Origin of the sequence: Halogeometricum sp. CBA1124 (assembly GCF_009741955.1) — an archaeon.
Classification (GTDB): domain Archaea; phylum Halobacteriota; class Halobacteria; order Halobacteriales; family Haloferacaceae; genus Halogeometricum; species Halogeometricum rufum.
Map to the genome: position 1 here is coordinate 1 of NZ_WPCD01000003.1, position 21635 is coordinate 21635.

Here is a 21635-nt window from a genome sequence, read left to right on the forward strand (position 1 = left end):
GGGGGACGTCCAGAGCTACGTACTCTGTTCCAGGCAGTCGCTGGACGATCGGTTCTTTCTCGAACGCCATTTCCCGGGCGATGTCCTCTGTCCGTTGCTCCAGGGAACTCTGTTTCTCGCCTGGTGCCAGACGGATCTTGAAGCGTACCACGTTTGGTCCGACATCGATATCGTCGGGATCGATGTTCCGGATGTTGATCTTGAACTCGTTGAGAACCCGTTTCAGGGTTTCTACCAAGTCAGTGTATTCTTCGGGATCGCCGAACCGGTCAGCAGATTCAGTATTGACGTCTGTCTTTTCGTCGTCGCCGACGGTGTCTTCCTCTTCCCCACCGGTTTCCTCTCCGTCGACTTCCGTCTCGCTTTCGTCGATTTCGTCCGTTTCCTCTTCTGCGACAGCTTCCTCTTCGGCATCCTCTTCCGGCCGTTGGTCTTCCCGGTCCTCGATGCCGCTGACAATCAGCCGCTTGATTGATTGTCGGGGAAGCTTGTCAACCCTGATGGACTGGGCGTTCGGAGTTACGCCGTCAATCCGTTCGTCCGAAGTGGCTTCGCTGGTGACTTCGACCGATACGATCCTCGGGTTGATCTCGATTTGGGCATCACCGTTGAATACGTCGTTAATCCGGTCTGCCCACTCCTGCTTACCCTCCATCCCTTCTGCGGAGGTCAATTCGTAGTACAGTTGTTCGCGGAGAGCCTCTTTCCGGGGCGACGTGGTGAGGTTTTTGTCGCCTGTGAACAGGCCACGGATTGTGTCTGTCGTCTCGAAGACTTGGTCGACAGCGTTTCCTTCCACGACCTTGGTGCCATCTTCGTCTTTGACGGTGTAGGCGCCGCTAGTTTCTTCCAGAGTCTTGATTTCGATGATGTCGAGGATAAGGCCGCCATCATCGTCGAACTGGACAGTAAGGATGTCGGCCCGGCTTTCGCTGTCCCCCAGATTCAGCCATTCCCGAGTACGCGGGTTGTCGATGGAGAAGATCAGCTTGGGATCTGCCAGCGTCTGTTGCAGCCACTGGACAGCGATAATCGAGCCCAGCAGGCCCTTCGTGTTTCTGGATTTTCCGCTGCCGAGGGTTTCCCGGGTGATGAGACGGAGAAGGCCGCTTTGTTGTAGGTCAGCGATTCTCTCCGCGATATCCTCCAAGTCGGTGTCGTCAGGCGCGAGACGGTATTCGGTGATAATCCGGCGGAGAACCCGTCGGAAGTAGTCGATATCCTCTGAGTACGTGGCGAAGTCGCGTTCGCCGCGTCGTTCTCTGGAAATTAGGTTGTCCTTCCAGAATGGGTTTCCGTTCATAGGCGGTGAGGAGATGGAGACCCAGATCGCGGAGTCGAGGAGGTCGTCGATAGTCTCCTTTTCGACGTTGAGTTCGTTGACCTCAGCATTGTGGATGGCCTGCCGCTGATTATACAGCTGGTTGATCAGGTCCTGGTACTCGGAGAAGAGGACTCCTTCCTTCGACGGCGAGATATTGATTTTGTCCTCAAGCAGGTCGTAGTCGAACTCTTTCGGGACGTACAGCGGGTGGATTGTGGTCTCAGCATCACGCTCAAAGGTCTGGATGCTGAAGTTGCTCTGGTCGTTAATCAGGATGAAGTGCTGTGGGTCGCCTTTCAGGCCCTCGGCGTATGAGTCATAGCTGGGATGTTCGGTTGTAACGATCTCGAACTCCCCAGAGTCGTTGTCTGGGCCGAACAGATTAGTGATATCCTCGGAGACGCTTGGTGAGGCAGTGCCGTTGAGGACAGGTTTCTCTTCGTCCTCGATGAAGGCGAACTCCACTGTTGCGCCTTGGATTTCTTCTTTCTCCGCTAAGTCAGCGATGTCAGAGAGAAGGTCCACAGGATCTAGAGGATCGATGACGCTGATCTTGAGGTGGCGTTGAGACGGTGGGTATGCTGACGTGAACTTGTCGAGGACGTAGTCGTAGAACTTGGAGTTCGTTCCTTCTGCAGCATTCTCGATTCGGGTATAGACAGGCAGCCTGTCGAGCTCCGCGGATTGTACGAGATAGGTCTCATCCGCCAGTCTGTAGTTCCCGCCGACGTGGATGCTGCGGAGGACGTGTGGCTGTTCTTCGACGCTGTTGATGAGGAAGTTGCGTTCTTCCTCGGTCAGCGACTCTTTTTCGTCCTTCATCTCCCGCGCCAGTTCGGAGTACTTCCAGAGGTGGAGCGGGTGGAGTGGGGAGAGGACGAGTTCTCTATCGTCTTCGTATTCGAGAATGACGGTGTCGAATAGGAGGAAATCGGAGAGAAGCTTGGAGGAGCCTTCGGAGCTAACGTCCTGAATCTCCCGGTACTTCTTGTCCAGTTTGTCCTGGACCTCACGGTAGGCCTCTATGTAATTTTCTGCGAATTCGAGCAGGTCATCGTCTCCGAGAAGCCGGATAAGCGGTGCGGATAATAGTCCTGGTAGGGCGTCGACGAGTTCGCTACGGGCTGTTACGTATCGGTCGATGGATGCAACTAAGTCCTCGAACTTGCCGCTGTTCTCAGCCACTCTACGGAGTTTTTCGAAGCTGCTGTCTTCGCCTCGTGGCTGGAACTTCTCGGTTCTCAGAGCCTGGAAGTTCTTGATCGCGCTTTGCCTGTCCTCTGGGTTGTGGATGATACCACCGAAGGAGTCCTCGGTGACGAAGTGCTCAATAAAGTAGTAGAGGTCGTCGTTGACGTCAAAGGCCAACTGCTCATCTCCGGTGAACTCCATGTCGACCCGGTTTTCTTCTTCCTCGACGGCTTCTCGGTATTGGTCATCGAACTCTTCTGAAAGCCGTTCCAGTTCCTCGTTATTGTCGTCGAAGACTGCCTCCACGCTAGCGGATTCGACGTCTCTCCGAGTGCTGGTGGTTGAACGTCGCTGGCTGGACTGGCCGGAGGTGGAGAATATCTCGTTGACCTCATTGTACGTCAGGTCGGCGAGGATCTCCGAGTCACCTGTTCGTTCGAACCTTCGAAGCTTGGCTACGGATTGTTCCCGTTCTTCCCTTTCGCTGTCGTCGACTTTGGTGACACTGTTAGTGAGCCGGCGTCGATCCCTATTCGACATATGGGATACCCGCAGCACGAGATCCAGGTTGTCGGAAAGCCTGTCAGGGATTTCATCGGGGTTGTTAAGCCCCGGATCATTGAACAGCCGCAGTCTATAGAGTTCGGTTCCGAGGGCGTCGAGTGAACCTTGTTCTGATTCTTTGAGCGTCGACGTTGCATAGTCAGCAACTGCAGGGATTTCGAACCTGTCGTAGAGGTCGGAGCCAAGGGTTTCCCAGATAGCTTGGGCTGGAGGACTGTTGGTGAACTGTTTCTGGGCCTGCATCTGATCGGTGATTTCTCGCGTGATTTCTGCCAGAGGCAAGTCGACCATACCCTCGAAATCTTTCATCGAATTCAGGCGGGCGTGGTCTCCCCGAACCAGAATCACCAGTTTCTCTGGTTCGATGCGTCCGTCCCATTCGAATCCGGTGTCGGTCCCATTCCGCCAGTTGACGGCGACACTAACTTTGTCTGTGAGTCTGACGGAGGAGTCCTCTGTCCGTGACTGGAGATCGTCGATGTCTGCTTCATCGATGCTGACCATAGCAAGGCCGACATCGTACCGTGCGTTACTACAGAGAATATCGACGAACTCCTCAGCGTCGAATCGGGGTGGCGATTCGATTATTACTCCGATGTTTTCCTCGGTCAGCTGGTCGACTGTCTCGTTAGCGATTGCTTTGCCGATCAGATCCTCGTTGCTCTCGAATGAGCTGTCTTGTGTCTGTGTGGTTTCGCTCATATTTCCTCCTCAGGGACAGAGACGATGGTAACGCCGTCCGCGTATTCCTCGGCATATCCAAGGCTTGATACTGCTTCTTTGAAGCCCTCGTAGTTCTGGTTGTTCAACGGATCACTTTCGGATGCGCTGGCACCGAGGCGGATGTCCCACTCCGCCAGGTGGCTACGGTCCTGTTCGGTTCCGCCCACGATGATTCCGTACCGTTCCCGGAGTTCTTCTGAGAGATCTTGGAGAGACATACTCGTGCCTGGTTCGATTACGGAGAGTAGGACGGGTTCCAGCATCTCGGGATCGGGCCGATACCTACGTTTGTTCGCCCGGTTTCCTCGTGGTTTGAGGATCCCGGCACGCCAGGCGAAGGTCTGGGCTGTGGACTGCGGTGTGTATGTGTCGAACCGGTTCGAGAAGTCGTGGATGACGTTGCTTACAGCATCCACCAGCCTGTGGAAGGTGGTATCCTTCTCGGGGTCTCGCGAGGCTCGGAATACCTGCTCGAATTTTTCGTAGTCCTGCTCGATCTTGTCCTCCTTATTCCGGTTCAGTTCCAAGAAATTGTGGTTCTCGAGCTCTCGGAGGACGTCTTCCTCGCTGTAGTCTTTGTAGCCCTGCAGGTCAAGGACGTGCTTGACACCAAGCCTAGTGGCTAACTGGATTTCCGACCCGACGACACGGAATGATTCAAGGCTGGCGTCGGCTACCGGGTTGTTCCTGTTTCCGGTGTAGTTCAGCACTATTGGGACAGGTTCGTCTTTGCCCCCGTCATCCCGGATCTCATTATGCCGGTTGGCCATGTAGACGTAGAGCAGGAACCCGCCGAATTTGATGGTGCGGCGAAGGTCACGGGCGTAGTTCAGGTCGTAGTCGCCGTTGGAGTCCTTCAGGTGCTTCGACAGAGTTTCGAAGCCTTCGACGAACTCATCCGCAATCTTCCCGTCCCCGAATGCGTCTCCGAGGACGGGTTCTTCCCAGGGTGAGACCGTGACGTTGCCTTTCTCTCCATCTTTGGCCAGTGGCCGGAAGAGGAGAGAGATAGCGTCGTGGTGATCCTGAAGCTGGTCGGTCAGCTTCTGGTTGATGTCACTGTCAGATTCGTCCAGTACGGTGTAGATGAACTGTGACGGTGTTACACCGATTCGGCGGTAGGCGACGAACCAGTCGCTCATAGAGGTCATTGCAGAGTGTCGTGGACTACTTGCGTAGAGGGCGTTGTCGTTGTCCAAGACCTTCCGCATCCTGTACCGAAGATTGTCCATTTGTTCATCACTGAGATCGCGGGAGGACTCGAACAGGCCGTGGTATTTCTCATCCAAGTCGCTGGAGGGGGTTTTCCCAGGTTTCTCGACGAATTTGAACAGGTCCTCCGACTGGTGAGTAGATCCCAGAACGTTACTGAAGACGACCTGGGAGAGATGCACCGGTTTTAGAGAGGCGGAGGTTGCTTTGAATCCGAATGCGGCTTCCGATGCGTCGGAGTTTACGTCGTTAAGTCTCATTGGCATCGGTGTTCACCTCCGCTCCATCTGGTACCGGTCATCGTTGACTGTCAGGATCTCGAGTTCCCCAGTTTCCGTGTCCATGATATGGACGGTGCCGTAATCCTCATCGTGGCTTTCCCTGTACTCGATTTCTTCCATAAATTCGAGCAACTGCTGTTCTTCTTCCCTTCCACGTAGGATGTAAGGTATGTTGCCGTTCAGGGCACCGAGTGTCTCTGATAGGTCTGGATCAATCCGTAGCCTGACTGTTGAGTCACGTCCTTCGTATTCGAGAACGTGGTGGTCGTGGTTGTAGTCCATTGCATCGCTGATTTCGGGATGGAGCTGCGGGACTCGGCGGTTCAACTCGCGCTTGGGAATTTCTGTCCGGGAGATAAGGGATAGGGAGCTTTTAGATCGATAGTTGTGGGAGAGCCAGACGCGGAGGTCGGAGCCCTTGGAAGAATCCGGCATGAAATAGCTGTTAATCATCTCTATGACGTCCTCTTTCACGCTTTCATCCGAACGATCCCTGTTCCGCTGGTTATGGAAGGAGTAGTTGGTCTCGTGATAGAGGTCGCGAGCGTCGTAGTCTTTGATGGCTACATCCTCAAAGTAGAACTGACGTTTTTTCTCGATGAATCGTTGGTCGACTTCGTCCTCTGAGTCTTCTTCGTCTCTCCGTGAAACCTCTTCTTCAGCGTCAGCCCAAAGTTTGCTGTCGATGAATGGATGAGTGAGGTCACGGGGATGGAAGTATTCGTTCAGGAGGGTGAAGATCTTCCCGCTGCCACTGAAGGCGAGGTTGTAGTATTTCAGATCTTCGTCAAACTCGGTGATGCTCTCTTCTTTGGCACCAGTAATACAGTAGGCGAGAAAGTTCAGGAGGTCACGAACGGTGACGTGGGCGTCCAAATGGCCCACGGACTGTAGGAGACGGATTATATTTTCTCGGACACGGTCATTCCTCATCTTATCCATATTGTAAGCGATGTGTCCGTCGATGTCGTCGCCATTGTTCTCTTTGAGGAACTTATTCGAAGTCAGATTCTCGATGGCTTGGCCGATGACCTTTCGGGTGAGAATGTTTCTGTTGTTGAGATCGATGACGACGATAGAGTCGAAGTCAGCGTTGTCAGCTTGATCTTCGTCGTAGATGATCTGGTTTTGGAACTGGCTCCGAACTTTTTTCCAGGAAGGGATAGTCGTCGGCGTGTTGGGTAGTCATCTCGTAAAGAGGGCCGTCATTGATAGCGAGAATACCAGGTCGGTCGTCGTCGAGGGCGTCTTTCCATTTATCAAGTAGGACAGTATAGTCGTCGTACTCGGAGGCGTCAGAGAGATAGAAATAGTCCGGTTCCGGGTACTCAGGCTTCATCTGCAGGATGTACTGGGTTTTACCGTCTCCAGGGTTCCCAGTGAGAATGACCTGCTTCCCATCTTCTAGTGCGTCCTGCAGGTATTCCTCACCATCCAGACGGGTTGTTATGTGTATTTCTCTGCGTTGCTCGTCGGTGAGCTGTTCAGCGAAGCCTCCCTGTGCCAGTTGTGAAAGGAATCGTAGATTCAGTGTCGATGCTTCAACTCCCATATTTATCGTTGATATTGGTGACCGAATGTTCCCGTCATGTTAACTGTTGCTTATAATGAACTCACTGAGACTGGCTTGCCGTTTGTCGAAATCGATCTCGCTGCTCAATTTGAATTCTTGCTTGTCAAACTCCCTAATATTCTCTAAGACGTCTTGTTTCTGCGCTCTCATGCTTGCCCACCGATCAATCCAGTACTGGTAGATTGACTCCTGCTCCTTCTGAGGGTCGTCGAACTTCCAGTAGTATTCCGGGTTGTCGTCGATTCCCAGTAGATAGTCTTGGGAGTTCTCCGCCAGATCGATTCCGTACACAATCCGTCTAGACTCGTGTTTCAAGAGATCCGTCTCTAAACCGCAGTTCTTCAGGCCACGGCGGATTTTCCGGATGCGAGGAGAGACACCTTCTCCGAACCGACCTCGGACCACCTTGCGACCTTCCTCTAACTGTGTGACCTGACTAATCCGTTTTCGTGTTTCGGGACCGAACTGGATTGAACCGTACCCTTCAGTGTACCCGATCTGGTCGTATTCGATCTCGCCGTTTTCGGTTGGAACCCGGATACGGTCGTACTGGGCACTTCCAATCTCGAACAGGCCAGTGGTGTCGAGGAAAACCAGTTCATTCCGTTTACTCACTGCTTCGCCTTTCATCGAGCTGGCGATTTCGCTCTGGTAGTCGCCGTATTTGTCTTGGTACATGTCGATGACCTTGGGACCCGTCAAGGCCATCGCCACAAGCTTCCCGCCGAGAATACGGTTGTAGGGGGGGATAGCGCCACAGACCATGATGTTCATCATCCCGGCACCGACCCGCTCCTTTTTGATCTCCTTCAGGGCGGTTTTGATAGCTCGCCGCCCAGAATCGTTATTCAACCCTGTTTTGACAAACTCGACGTCGTCCCCATCGCTGTGTTCTTGGAAGTATTTTCGGTCACGGAGAAGCTTCTGAAGTGCTCGAGCCCGTTTTTTCCGGAACAGGGCTGTCTCACTTCTTTCCTCCCATGACTCCATCTTCTCCGGGTTCTCGTCCTCGCCATTTTCGATGGTCTGCTCAGCTTCCTCTTCTATCTCCTCAAGAATCTCGATAACCCGTTCGTCGGGGTTAACGAAACTTTCCTCAGAAAGTTCAGGGTGTTCCTCGGCAAAGTCGTCGTATCGAATGTTGGATATTGCGTCATTAATGGCGTCCTCTAGAGCTTCTCGTATATCGGAGCAGAACTCGCCGACCCTCTCTTCGTGTTCTTCCTCGGACTCAAGCCATTCTGTATTGGTGACTGTCCGAGTTTTCTTGTCCGGCGTCCGCTTCTCCTCTGGCAGCTGCTCCTCGTATTCGTGAACCCGTTTCTTTCGCTGGAGTTTATTTTCGACCGCGTCAATGGTCCAGCCGATATAGTTATCTCTGACTGATAGGTTCATCATGGGGCTTGCCAGTGTCGCAATCCCCATCACCGGGTCTTTCGGCTTCGCTGCGTTTCTAATAAGGAAGTTGATATTTCTCCCAGGGACCGTGTTGTATGGTGTCAGCCAAGTGTAGCGGAAATACCGCCAGATATCCATCAAGTCCAACTCGGAGTGATCACATTTCTCCCCCGTCTCTACTTTCTGTATGTAGGGTTGGACAACGTCTTCTAGATCTTCGGCGATTTCCTCTTGATTCTGGTTCTGAAGCGGTGCTAAGTCTTGGTAGAGTTCTTCCCCATCGGTTATTAGTTCAAGAACACTTCGCCCGCCGTTCGTGTTTACGCGGGTGTCTCGCTCCATTTTCCGGACGAACTCACGGACGCTTTCCTCTCGAAACTGCGCCCGTCGTTCTTTCTGAAGGATAGCGCGTTCCTGTTTCTTGAACTCCTCTGGGTCGTCTTTGTAGCGATCAGGATCCGGCCGAACTACGTGTAGTTCGGAGTTTTTTTCGAATGTCATAGTTGATCTCAATGAGATCTAAGAGAACCTCTAGCGCTGCGAGATATCGAATCTGGCCTTCAGTTACTTCATCCTCAATTTCGTTCTCGACATAGCGGATCTCGTCCTTGATGGCGACTTCCCTGTCGAGGTCCTCCTGAAATTCGATCAGTTCATCGGTCAGAGCCTGAAATCGACGTTGGTACTGGTCCGGGAGATTAGGCGAAAAATCTACTTCTCGTTCAGAATTCGCACCCATAGTAATCTGGTTGATGTAGCGAATCGTTCTCTGCTGAAATTCAAAAGAGTATCGACTCAGATCAGTCCACACCCCTAAACTACCTAAGGGGGCCTACCGCTATTATTTGAGAAATTATATGTTCGTGTTTCTTCAATAGATTTATTCTATCTGTCCCTCAGGTTTGATAACACATGCGTAAGGGAACTATCAGGACTTACACCGGAGGGCTCCGATCCATTCGTGAGTAAACTTTCTATCCCCTTCGGACTCGACCCGGAGGGAACGAAAACTCCAATAGAAGAGGCCCAACGTAAGTCAGACTACTACCGGTGCCCAGAATGTGGTGAATTCCTAACCCCTCGTATTGGGACTCAGCGCCAGTACTTCGCTCATAAGCAAGGCGTTCTGGAGGACATTTCCTGTTCACTGTCCAGCGACGAGGGTGTTGAAAAGATGATCGAGGATCTCCGTACTTCGGACATCGAAGAGGGTGAGCGTGAGCGGTCAATTCGAACCTATCTCGGGCAACGCCATGACGGGGGTATCGAATTATTTGGCATCGTTCCATCACTCGATTGGGATCAAATCCAAAAAGATGAGGACGTCGACACACTCTTAGAAAGCGTCGATATCGAGGCAACAGGAATCACACATCCTCCTGTACCGAGTAACTTCCACCCATCGGAGGCAGAGGTCACGCTTGATCTTGACCCAACAGCGGATAGTTACGAACTTCAAATCTCAGGTCCAGATACCCTCGGAAGCATCACCGGCACTTGGACCACTTCAGGTCTCCAACACGGCGATCTCTTTGTTGGTGATGAAACTCGGGCGCAGCGATATAACTCGGATCAACAAGTGCGCAAGGATATGTGGGTATATCTGGTCTCAAAGAACCCTCCAAAATCCGAAGTATCGTTCGTTGACGTCTACGACTTCGCAGATGTATCCTTAGTCGGGTTCCGGGCCTCTGAAAAGACGGAGCCTTTTCTTGACCGCTATGGGGGAGGCCTTAGTACAGAGAACTACGGCTTCGATGCTGACGTTGTATTACCCGCACACACAAATCCAACCGTTGAGGCACCCATATACGCACCACCTGAGGAACCAGTTCTCGTCGGAGTTACTCCCTCCGAGGAAGTCGACCCAATATTCGAGGTTGTTTCCATCCCCAAAAGTGCAAACGAGACAGTCGAAATCGACCGGACGGGGCCGGGAAATCCTCGTTACTACACAACTGAGGTTCCCTCTGATGGATCGCGCCGCGTGAGTATCCACCAACGGAACTCCGATCGACATCGTCTGATCCACCTCCATCCCTCCGAAGAATCGACGATCATAGACACTTCCGAGCCAGGATCACGGCGAATTGGTATCGAAATCCAAGATGAGGAACACCGTGAATTTCTCTCACCTATCGAAGGCCCGACTTCGAAGCGTATGCCCGTTGGTTTCAATCCACATTTATTACATACCAACCTCGAATATGTCGGGCCAGAAGATCTCGAGTTGGAAGTGATCGCTACATTTGCTGAAGGCGCATCGCTCGGTCCGACAATCAGCCGAGACGTAACAGCAATCAGTGACATTATCTCGGAGATCGTCCACTGGGTAGAGAGCGGCTGTAATGACCTCAAAATCCGGTTCAATGGCATTGGGGCTGTATCGATCTGCTTTCCGCAGGGGGAACAATGAATCTGGAACCCGGTGACGAGTTTACAGCGGAAGTAGACAAGATTACGAAACGGAGAAAACGGAGAACTTGTACTGTCAAATACGAAGGAGAAGGAATTAATATCGGCCCGGTGACGTGCCAACCCGGTCGTTCGGTTCGATTGCGGTACCTTGGGGCAGATTCAGTAGCTGGAACATCGATTCATTTCGCACTTTGCCTGACCGAGGAAGTCCTCGCGGACGATTACAAAGACCACATTCGACGCCATGTAAGCGGCCTTCTTCCTGACCAACCTCCACAAGAGGGCGAACAAACCTACATTGAGGTGGATAAGATCGATGAGTATGGCCTCGGACTCGCCGTTGCCGGTGGTGAAGTCGTCGAACTCGGACCAGTACAAGCAGATGAAGGCGACTTAGTGCACGTTGTAGGACGCGAACCGGGATATGCAGAGATCCTGAACGCAAGAGCACGTGGGAAACGCTACAGGATCCGCTTCAATATTCTTCGTGAACGCTGGGACAAACTCCCTATCAAAAAGGGCGAGTCATTCACGGCAACGATAGATGACACCGACGGCAGTAGTCTCATCGCGTATGTGGACGGGTTGCCTGTCTACTTTTCTGGAGAGAAAGCCCGAATCGGACAAAAAATCGAAGGGGAACTCATTAGATTTCACCGAGACCGCGGAGTTGGCAAAGTGACAAAAGTATATGATTCGGTGGGTGATATCGAAGATCCAGGGCACGATACTCGGATGCAGCAACTTCAGCAAGCGGGGTTCGGCCAAGAACCATTTCGTGCGTTTGCTATGCGGTTTACTGGCGTGAGTGGCGACCAACTACCATCAACTGAGATCGGTATCCGAGACGCCATAGCTGGTGAGGCAATCCGACTCGGTCTTGCGGAGAAAGCTGAATCGGGTGGCCAACAGTATCCACAAGCACACATCACCGCAATCCGCCACTGGGTTGTTCATAAGCTGGCAGCTGTTCTCGGACAGCCGGTCGCTGGTGCCGATGAAGTATCCGATGATGTCGGGTGGTTTCGGGCAGCATTAACAGAGCGTACCGGCCCCACAATCACGTTCCTCGGTGATGTGATACAACTCTCACAGGGGTACTATGCTCCAGCACCGACGCGAGCTGTAATGATCTCCGAATCTGAGGCCGTGCTCGTTTCAGGAGATCCAAGTCGTCTATTCATAGAGTCCGGTTTTGATATCGAATTCCGAGGGTTGACGCGGATTCTTACTGACACCAGTGAAGAAGAATTGCGTTCGAGAGAAATCCCCGTTCAATCTAAAGACGAATACATCGGTCTGGACGAGGCGCCGATTACGACGCCAGCCACACTACGTGAGTACATCGAACAGCGACCGCAGGAGTCGTGGGAACCGGAGGAGGATTGGGCACCATACACTGGACAGTACTATGGATTTACCGTAGACGGTGAGCCGCTCGTCATTGAAGAGGCAGACGGAACTGCGATCAGCTTGTGGCGAGTTCCAGTCGAATACGGTGCCGATACCTACCAGTTGAAGGTTCAATCGGGCGACGGCAAAACCAGGGCCGTCACTGTTTCGCCGAAATACCGCAAGCATGCGTGCCTAATCCTTGACTCAATGGCTGAGGACCCACAGACTGTTGAACTCACCGGGTATGAGGAGGAGGTCTTATTGAGTTGTGACTTTGCACCGCCGCGGGCACAGATGCGTTGGCTGTACGCAGTCGGAGCAGAGTGGCTTGAAACATCGTCGTATCAGCTTCAATGGCGAATTTCGGACACCGATGCTAATTCAGTGCGAGAGGTCTTTTGACGAACTGCCCGTGACCATCATCGACAACACATAACATGAAATCAATCAAAGAAGTCTCGGAAGAGCTCGAGAACGACCTTCAACAGTACATCGAATCACGTTACCACCTCCATCATCCGCGGCTTCTCAAGGAGCGTCGTGCCCTGATGGACGAGGGAGAGACGGCCACCGAACCGTGGGTCGAGGCTACACCGACCTATGTTTCTGGGGATTCCCTCAGAGAGTTGGGCTTGCCGAGCGAAGTCGTCGATTTGCTGAAAGATCTCGAAAGCGACGATCTCGATATCTTCGATCCGCCGTATAAACACCAGGCCGACGCTCTCCAATCGTTCTTTAACGACGAGGACGACCTTATCGTATCCACTGGAACAGGATCCGGGAAAACCGAGATTTTCCTCTACTCAATTCTGGGTCAACTCGCACAAGAAGCAGCGCGAGGCGAAACAGCCGACAAACGTGGGATACGGACATTAGTTCTCTATCCAATGAACGCTCTCGTCGCGGATCAACTCTCGCGAATGCGCCTACTCTTCGGTGATGAGGACGGAGCAGATACGCTTGAGGACTATATGGGTCGGCGGGTTCAGTTTGGGATGTATACGAGTCGTACACCCTATCACGGGGAGTATGACACCAGCAAAAACGATAATTTGGTCAGGCCGGTCATCAAAAGGTACGTTGAGTTAGAGGAAGAGCAGCCAGACCTCTACAAACAACTCGCAGAGAAAGGCCGTATTCCGGCCAAGAATCTGGAAGGATTCTTGAATAATAATAACAGACCAAAAGAAACAAACTTTCGTACCCAACCCGGCGACACGGAACTCTTCACGCGTCAAGAGATGCACACTCGCGATGGAAGCAATCCCCATGGCGGGACGCCTGATCTCCTGATTACGAACTACTCGATGCTGGAGTACATGCTACTCCGGCCAATCGAACAACCCCTCTTTGAGGATACCCGTGAATGGCTGGCCGAGGACGAAGAGAACGAGCTGAATATCGTCCTCGACGAAGCTCACCTCTACCGAGGCGCCCAAGGAGCAGAGGTCGCACTCTTGTTGAGCCGCTTGCTCCAGAAACTCGGGATATCTCGCGAACGTGTGCGCTTCATCCTCACGAGTGCGACGATGGGCGAAAACGTAGAGGAAGCAGCCCCAGAATTTGCGGCCCAGCTCACAACCGGAGATCCGGACGATTTCTCAGTAATCACCGGTGAGCAGGTGGAGTACGAAGGTGGAGAACCGAGCGAGAAACGCACGGCACAACTCCTAGAGCGGGTTGGCTACCAACTCGATGATCCATCGAAGATTCGCAACGTTGCGAGCGAACGAGGCTGGGATCCTCTTGAAAGTGATGACGTAGAATCGGTCCGTTCGTACCTCGCTGACCAGTTAGTCGATGACCCACTCTTCAGATTAGCACACGAATATCTTCGTGAAGAGCCGCTGCGCCTATCGGCCCTTGCCAAAGAGTTGTTCGAGGATATCGATCAGGAACTGGCTCGTGAGGCGACGGGTAATCTTCTGTATCTTTGTACCGAGGCCCGCCAGGGAGAGGATCAGGCGTTGCTTCCGACGCGCCTGCACATGTTCCTCAAAGGGCTCCCCGCCCAGTATGCGTGTGTCAATCCTGAATGCAGCGGCCGCCGGGTAACAGAGGGGGAGAACCTCCTCGGGCGCATCTACAGTAATCCGCACACGACCTGTGAGTCCTGTGGCAGTCGCGTCTTCGAACTGATTAGCCACCGCACCTGTGGAGCAGCATATCTGCGTGCCTATCGACGCTCTGACGACGACCGCGGGCCGACGTTCCTGTGGTCAGATCCTGAGAGCAGCGAGGACTTGGACGAGCTTCATCTCTTAGTTGAGGAACCTCGAGATGACCCGAATCCAGACCACGAACACGGACGCTCGCTCGCCGAGACGACGACCTCACGAAATCTCTCGATTGCCTCCGGCCATCTTGTTGATGATCGGCATGTGGACGACGAAGGACCGACCACTCATATCGAGGTTCAGGTCCCGACTGAAGAGCCGCCGGACGAGGACGGTGCATGGAGCTGGACTCAATGTCCGGCGTGCGGAATCAAAGAACGACGCCGTCCGAATGGTGACACGAAGGTCGAAGATCTGGTCACCAAAGGTGAGGAGCCATTCGCGCACAGCGTCCGCTCGATGTTCGGTATCCAGCCGACCGACCCACTCAAAGAGAAGTTCCCCAACGAGGGGCGTAAGGTACTGTGCTTCTCTGACGGTCGACAGAAGGCAGCTCGCTTAGCTCGCGATCTCCAATCGAACGTTGAATCCGACTCGTTCCGCGAGGTCTTAACCGACATTATTGGATCCGCAGACGGTGAAATCACGATGGATCGGTTGTTCGCCGAGTTCGCAGTCTACTGTGCGAAAAACAACATCGTATTTTTCGACGACAGCGACCAATACACGAATCAGTCGGGTGTCGTGTATAAGGGTTCACGCTCCCACTTCGAGGATATTCGTGGGAACCTGTCTGATATTGTTGATGAGTACTACCTTGAGTCCATCGACGATATTCCGGAGGTGCCAGCCGCACGCAATGCGTTGTCGGAGCGTCCCCGCCAGTATGAGGAACTTCTCCTCCGATCGTTGGGCGATGAACAGTACTCCATCACCGGCGCTCTCGTCGGGTACATTGCGCCGTCCGAGGAAGTGTTTGAGAAAATCGATGAGGCCGTCCCTGAAATTGAGACAGACCAACTCAAGAGCATCCTCATCGAGGCGCTTCGTCATGCCTGCGAGGAACGGGCATTTGATTCAAGCATTGAAGCCAGACGACGTTCGAACTCCTATCCCTACCAAAATTGGATTGACCCGGACGATACGGGGCTCCCCCACAGCGAGATAATCCCTGAATATGTTGTAGAATCACTCGACGACGAAGTGCCGGAAGAGGCGTGGAATAGTCTGAGACGGGCGTTGATGACGACAGAGCCTGTGTTGTTTGGGGCCTCCCACGGAAATTACTTCGTCAATCCAAAAGCAACGACAATCGATCTCCGACTCGACGACGATTGGTACCGGTGTGAAGGATGTCGCCGGTTCTCGGTAGTGTCTCTCAATGATTCGTGTCCCTACGATGGGTGTCGCGGAACTCTGAGTCCGGTTAGTGACGATGACATCCATCTCCAGGCACGGAAGAACTTCCTTCGGAACCCGCCACGCGAAGTGCTCCATGGCGAACGGGACCCGCTCACGCTGCGTTCAGAAGAGCACTCCGCACAACTGAGTGCAAAGGACAACTCCGAGGCATTCGCACGCTCCGAAGAGTACGAACTGCTCTTCCAGGACATCCTTGTCGGGGACTCCGAGGCCGATCAGCCAATCGACGTGTTAAGCTGTACGACTACTATGGAAGTCGGGATTGACATCGGGAGTCTCACTGGCGTGGCCATGCGGACGGTCCCGCCAGGACCAGAGAATTATGAGCAACGTGCTGGTCGGGCAGGACGTCGCGGAGCTGGGCTCTCGACGATCGTCACCTTCGCGGACAACTCCCCTCACGAGTCACACTACTTCGAGAATCCTGAGGAGATGATAACGAGCGAGGGGAACGCACCGGTCATCTACGCCGGCAACGAAAAGATCGCCCGGCGGCACATCAACGCCTCGCTGCTTGCTCGGTTCTTCGATCCATCGGCCGTCGAGACGGAAGCTGCCGTATTCCGCTCGCTCAAAGGTACAGCCGAGTTCTTTGAAGGAGAAGGGGACCAAACCCTCGCCGCGTTCGAAGACTGGCTGGACGAAGAGATCTTCGCCGATTCATCGTCGACGCTCGAGCAATTGGGGGCCCTCCTTCCAGATGCACTAGGAGAGGGACGTTCATCCGACTGGGAGGTCGCATTAGTCCGCGACGCCGCTACAGAGTTCCTAAGCGAACTCCAGGAGCTACAAGCCAAGACAGAATGGGAAGAGCAATCCACGGAAGACGACGATTTACTTTCCGTCCTTCTCGATGCAGCCCTCCTTCCGACGTTCTCGTTCCCGACTGATGTGGCCGACTTCGTCGTGCGCGAAAATGAGCCCGGGTCGTCACAGCCGAAGAACAAGTACCAGATGTCTCGGGATCTGAAACAGGCTCTCTCAACGTACGTACCAGGCCGAGAGATCGTCGTTGACAAGAAGACCTACGAGCCTACGGTGTCTATGTCAAATTCCCAGACAACCCGAAGAACCGAGTAGCTGGCGAAGACTGGGGAGACCTCGATTGGTTGAACTGGTGTGACGTCTGCAAGACGGTCTTTGACGAGCATAATGAGAGTCTGGCAGCCAGGGATATGGAATGTCCAGTCTGTGAGGGAGCGACCGTCAGTTCCCTTCAAATGTACACCCCGGAGGCATTTGCACCGAAAGTCGATGAGACAGGTGCAGCTGAGAAAGGATCGGACTACAACGAGAACCGCGCCTACGCGACACAGCCTAAATACCCGCTGACGTCGACTTCTCACGAGAGTGAGAACGCTAGCGAGATGGCAGAGGAGAGATCCATTGGCCATTCGATAGTGGGGAAGATGAATGACGAACAGCTTCTTGTCGCTAACTTTGGGGCTGATGAGGATGGATTCGAGGTCTGCACCGATTGTGGGGCCGTTAGCCGCGAAGGTCCGCTCTCGAACCCACACGCCCGTCCATACCCCAAGGATCTCCGATTTGTTGGAGAATATGACTGGGATGATCAGTGTACCGGCTCAACAGTCACGACGAGTTTCAGCCACCGCTTCCCCAGTGATTTGACCGTCCTCCAAATCCCGTTAGGTGATGAGATGGAGTTTGTTCCATCCGAAGCATGGTTCGAGACACCAGGACAGTCGTTAGCTGAAGCATTAGTCATGGGTGCATCTCGTGCGCTGGGTATCGAAGATGACGAACTCGAAGGTGGATTCCGTACTCGTTCGGCAGAGCACGCCGACATCGACGCACGGGGCGTTATCGAGGTCTTCCTCTTCGACACAACCGCTGGCGGTGCTGGCTTCTCATCGCGCGTCTGGGAGGAATTCGACGCCGTGTGTGCAGAAGCCCGTTCAATCCTCGAGAGTTGCTCATGCGATACGGCGTGTCACAACTGTCTGCGCCGGTATCAGAACCGCCATCTCCACGACTCGTTGAATCGCCACGAAGGGCTGGCCTTGCTCGATTACGCACAGACGGGGACTCCACCAACGCTTCGTCCTGATAAGACACAGAGCCTGATAAAGCAGCTCGAACGTGCCTTGGAGTTGAAGGAGGAAGATGTTGCACTCAGGGCGATTGACGACGATAAATGGGAAATCGAGATTGACGGGACGACGATGACATTTGGTATTCGTTCGAGTCTGCGGCGGTCACGTGCCCCGACGTCGGCGACGTACGACGAGGACTACTCAGACTACGAGTTGTCCCAACGGTTGCCAGAGGTGGCTCACTCAATCGTCGATCAACTCCAATAGCGGAATGGATGGGTCAGAACAGTTTGCACACGTAAACTGGTCGGCGTCGGCAGCACAGCTGTTCGAAGAGTGCCCCCGGCGGTTCTTTTATCGATACCAACAGACCGAGTCTACCGAGGACTATAGTGAGTATACACCGTCGCCAGGGGCCTATCTGGGAACTATCGTACACGAATCTCTCGCGGGGCAGGTTGCACGATGGGCTCGGAGTGAGAACATCCATCTTCAGACTGCAACTGAATATGCGAAAGACGAACTTGAGAGGTATGTCGAAGCGAATTCTGAGACGATTGCTGATCGGATTGACATTACGGATGGGGAATCCTTCGATAGCGATTCCTTCACGCGGTCATTAGTTCGTACAGCCCGTAATCACATCAGGCAGTTCTTCCGGGTGATTTGGCCCCACCTTGAGGACCACCAGTATATCGCCCACGAAACGCGCCAAACGTTCGAAGTCTCCGAAGAACCCGTCACCGTCCAGCCAGATCTCTGTACGCGAAACCCAGAGGGAGACTTTGTCGTTACTGACTGGAAGACAGGCGCGTATGACCGGTTTAGTAACCCTACAATACAGATGCAAGCATATGCACTCTATGCTCACGAAGCGTATGAACCCGAACTCAGTCGGATTCGGGTCCAATTAGCCCATACTGGAAGTGGGGAGTTCGACCGAATGGTGCCGACCACGGAAGACATGAGACAGATCCGAGAACGGATTACGAATGATAGGGCCTTCTGGACGAGTATGAGGGACATCGAATCCTACAAGACAAATCCAACAGTCCAGAAATGTAGCCAATGTTCGTACCTTCACCGGTGTACAGACGGACAAACCGTCACGGGTGAAGAGCCAGAACCAAACTAAGTAGTAAAGTGCGAATTAGGTCGTCTTATACCTCATCTACTGCATACAAAGCAAATCGGATTATATCACAATTCAATCACGCAATCGATAAATCCACTTGCGACGAACAAAATCATCAACTGAGGACCGGCCTTCGCGCGACTGCCAACTATCCCCTTGAGCTTTCTCTTCCCGAACTAGTTTGAAACCTGCCGCAGAATAAATCGTCCCCTTGTTACCTGCTACTCCAGCGTGAGCAGAAATCCGTTGATAGCCCTCTAAGAACGCCCACTTTCGGGCGCGAGCGATTAGCCAAGAACCAGTGTTTGATGGCCTTTCGGGTCGCGATCCGTACCGTGTAATTGAGATTTCTTTGTCTTCGTCGACCATTCGGGCTACTGGACGACCGAGAACACAGACTGCAATTAGATTAGATTTATGACGAGCTCCGAACGCAGCCTTCCATCCAGGGATACCTCCCAATTTGTGGTCTACCATATCCGACTCGAGGAAATCGTTGATCTCGTTTCGGCTTCGCTCCCGGGTTAGTTTGAGATCCGATACAGAGTCTGGTACTGATATTGGACCTTTCATCGTTTGCCTGAGGCAACTTGCGCCTCACCCAATCAGGCGCATGAAAAACAGAACGAGATCACCAGAATGGACTCATATTTCTGCGTTAGTACGCTCGAACCAAAGATTATCGAGGAACCTCACAACCCGTAGATCAGACAAGTTGTGAACGCTGATTATCTAGGAATGCCTCTTTCCGAGAACATCCCTATGGAGAGACCTGTTAATGAGCCCAAGCGCTCTTAGAAGCTATCAAAACAGCGATCAAGCAGGGATAATGTATGCCTTTCCGGAAACAACCCGGTCACGCTTTTATGACTAGACGGGAAACAGGTCGAACAGTAACAGATGATCCGCGATGCTCGCGTTCTCCGCGCCGGATTCGTCCCTCGGGAAGTTGAGCATCGCGACGCCGAGGTCAACCACCTCTCTAGCGTTCTCGAGCCCATCACGAACGGCGAACCAGCCGACACAGCTATCGTCACCGGACCCAGCGGAACGGGGAAGACGTGCATCTCGAAGTTCGTCACGGAACGACTTCGAGAAGAGGTCCTCGACGTCGAGGCCATCTACGTCAACTGCTGGCGAAACTACACCCGGTTCCGCACGCTCTACCAAATTCTCGACGATCTCGGCGCGACCATCGACATCCACCGGCAGTCGACGCCCCACGACGAACTCGTCGACCGCCTCCAGCAGCATAACGGCCCGCGCACCGTCGTCATCCTTGACGAGGTCGACCAGCTCGAAGACCCCAGCGTCATCTACGACCTTCACAGTCTCCCGCAGTTCGCGATCATCTGCATCGCGAACAAGAAGAGGAGCTGTTCAGCCGCGTCGACGATCGCCTCGTGAGCCGGCTGCGCTCCAGCGAACACGTCCGGATGGACAAGTACCACGACGAGCAGCTGTACGACATTCTGAGTGCGCGGGCGAAGTGGGGCCTCGACGAGGACGTCATCACCGACGACCAGCTCTATCGGATCGCCGACGCGGCCGCCGGCGACGCCCGCCTCGCAATCGGCATCCTTCGAACGGCCGCCGGCAAGGCCGATCGCGAGAACCACGAGCGCATCACCGACAACATTCTCCTGGATGCCGCCGAGGATGCCCGGGCGCAGATTAAGCAGAAGAGTCTCGACTCGCTCACGCCGCACCAACGCGTCGTTTACGACATCGTTCGCGAGCACAGCCCGGTCGGGCCGAGCGAGATTCACGAGCGCTATACCGAGGACGTCGATGATCCGCGGACCAAGCGAACCATTCGGGCATATCTGTCAAAGATGACTCAATACAACCTCCTAGAGGCGGACGGGTCCAGCCGAGATCGGGAATATACAGCCATTGACCAGCCATCTCCTCCACTCGCTGAGTAACTTGACTGAATCAAAACGCCCTTCGAGGAAGCCATTATGGAGAAAATAGACCCTGTTACTATCTTCGGGAGCGAGCGCAGCGACCAGGTAGACTTCGAAATCGCATTTACCGCCCTCGTAGTCACAATCGTTCTCAGCGTTCCCATCAACGATTTTGGATATAGCCTGCTGAAGGCCTTAGTAATCTCCTTAAGCGGACTTACCTTGCTCAGGAAGATGGCGGTCTCAAACCAGCACGCATCTTCTAAACCAGTACTTCGATGGTCGATGCCGTTCATCCAAGCGATCACCCTCGTAGCAACGGTCCACATCTTCTTGGAGGCAGGTGCAGTTCTCACCGACCAATTCTCTATGCCAATCTCTCCAGTGTTAATCGCTTCCCCGCTAATTCCGTTGTTCGTTCTCGGCGTCTTCGGTTTCCACGAGAAGGTGACCAAAGACGCAAGCCTATACATCGCCCTCCTAAGCCACAATACCTCGAAGCGTGCAGAAGAAGCAGAGTTATTCGGCTTGACTGAAGGCCTTGATGACTGGTTTCTGGACCAAGCCGGCCTCTTTGTAACCTTCTCGAACAGTGAGAACATCCCCGCAGAACTGGCCTGGCTGGAACACCGTGTTGATTCGAAGGCTTCACCCCCGCTTATCAAACTTTTCGCGGTAGGTGCATCTGGTTACGCTTTGGTCTGGCTCTTGATCGTCTGGGTCTTCGGATCTACTGCGCTCAACTTGATCTTCCTCTTCTTTATTTTCTTCACCAAGTATCCAATCCAGTTCTGGTACTCCCGATTCGGACTGGCCCGATTCACTTCAGAGCGGTCTGGGTGGGTTGACGCACTGGTCATCCTCCTCGGCTTACTTGCTGCGAACCTGACTATCTTGTCCAGATACGGTTGAGCG

General features: G+C 53.5%; 12 protein-coding genes and 1 pseudogene. 7 read left to right on the forward strand and 6 right to left on the reverse strand.

Annotated elements, in window-relative coordinates; genetic code table 11:
* The 5 genes from GJ632_RS00700 to GJ632_RS00720 form a co-directional block, all read right to left on the reverse strand.
* Positions 1 to 3781: DNA translocase FtsK (locus GJ632_RS00700; protein ID WP_197427775.1), on the reverse strand; the 3781-nt coding region annotated here is incomplete at its 3' end.
* The gene (locus GJ632_RS00705; RefSeq protein WP_191451616.1) at positions 3778 to 5280 is read right to left on the reverse strand and encodes a hypothetical protein; all 1503 of its coding nucleotides are present in this window, start codon (positions 5278 to 5280) and stop codon (positions 3778 to 3780) included. The genes GJ632_RS00705 and GJ632_RS00700, both read right to left, overlap by 4 nt.
* A 6-nt stretch (positions 5281 to 5286) precedes the next feature.
* Complete coding sequence (locus GJ632_RS00710) at positions 5287 to 6171, reverse strand: hypothetical protein (RefSeq protein WP_191451618.1); 885 nt, start codon at positions 6169 to 6171, stop codon at positions 5287 to 5289.
* Between the two features lie 220 nt (positions 6172 to 6391).
* Positions 6392 to 6847 carry a hypothetical protein gene (locus GJ632_RS00715; RefSeq protein ID WP_191451620.1) on the reverse strand — a complete coding sequence of 152 codons (456 nt, stop codon included), beginning with the start codon at positions 6845 to 6847 and terminating at the stop codon, positions 6392 to 6394.
* Between the two features lie 39 nt (positions 6848 to 6886).
* Entirely contained in the window at positions 6887 to 8767 is a 1881-nt protein-coding gene (locus GJ632_RS00720; protein WP_191451622.1) for a Druantia anti-phage system protein DruA, read from the reverse strand.
* A gap of 460 nt (positions 8768 to 9227) precedes the next feature.
* Between GJ632_RS00720 and GJ632_RS00725 the strand changes: the two genes are divergently transcribed.
* The 5 genes from GJ632_RS00725 to GJ632_RS25685 all read left to right on the forward strand — a co-directional run bounded on the left by GJ632_RS00725 (position 9228) and on the right by GJ632_RS25685 (position 18810).
* Positions 9228 to 10682: a hypothetical protein gene (locus GJ632_RS00725; protein ID WP_191451624.1), complete on the forward strand. Its 1455-nt coding sequence runs from the start codon at positions 9228 to 9230 to the stop codon at positions 10680 to 10682.
* 305 nt (positions 10683 to 10987) lie between these two features.
* A complete protein-coding gene (locus GJ632_RS00730) occupies positions 10988 to 12481 on the forward strand; it encodes a hypothetical protein (protein WP_191451625.1) in 1494 nt (497 codons plus the stop codon).
* Positions 12482 to 12516: 35 nt separating this feature from the next.
* Positions 12517 to 16698, forward strand: a complete 4182-nt coding sequence (locus tag GJ632_RS00735) for a DEAD/DEAH box helicase (RefSeq protein WP_191451627.1) — start codon at positions 12517 to 12519, stop codon at positions 16696 to 16698.
* A gap of 140 nt (positions 16699 to 16838) precedes the next feature.
* Positions 16839 to 17942 (forward strand): DUF1998 domain-containing protein, encoded by a 1104-nt coding sequence (locus tag GJ632_RS00740; RefSeq protein WP_197427776.1) that lies wholly within the window; start codon positions 16839 to 16841, stop codon positions 17940 to 17942.
* 4 nt (positions 17943 to 17946) lie between these two features.
* Positions 17947 to 18810 carry a PD-(D/E)XK nuclease family protein gene (locus GJ632_RS25685; protein ID WP_191451630.1) on the forward strand — a complete coding sequence of 288 codons (864 nt, stop codon included), beginning with the start codon at positions 17947 to 17949 and terminating at the stop codon, positions 18808 to 18810.
* Between the two features lie 72 nt (positions 18811 to 18882).
* Here the strand turns inward: GJ632_RS25685 and GJ632_RS25690 are convergent, their stop codons facing one another.
* On the reverse strand, positions 18883 to 19383 hold the full coding sequence (locus GJ632_RS25690; RefSeq protein WP_394351767.1) for an XF1762 family protein: 501 nt from the start codon (positions 19381 to 19383) through the stop codon (positions 18883 to 18885).
* Between the two features lie 327 nt (positions 19384 to 19710).
* On the opposite strand from GJ632_RS25690, the pseudogene GJ632_RS00750 reads away from it, so the two are divergent.
* Positions 19711 to 20738, forward strand: a pseudogene (locus GJ632_RS00750) (Cdc6/Cdc18 family protein).
* Between the two features lie 36 nt (positions 20739 to 20774).
* The gene (locus GJ632_RS00755; protein ID WP_191451632.1) at positions 20775 to 21632 is read left to right on the forward strand and encodes a hypothetical protein; all 858 of its coding nucleotides are present in this window, start codon (positions 20775 to 20777) and stop codon (positions 21630 to 21632) included.
* Positions 21633 to 21635 lie beyond the last annotated feature (3 nt).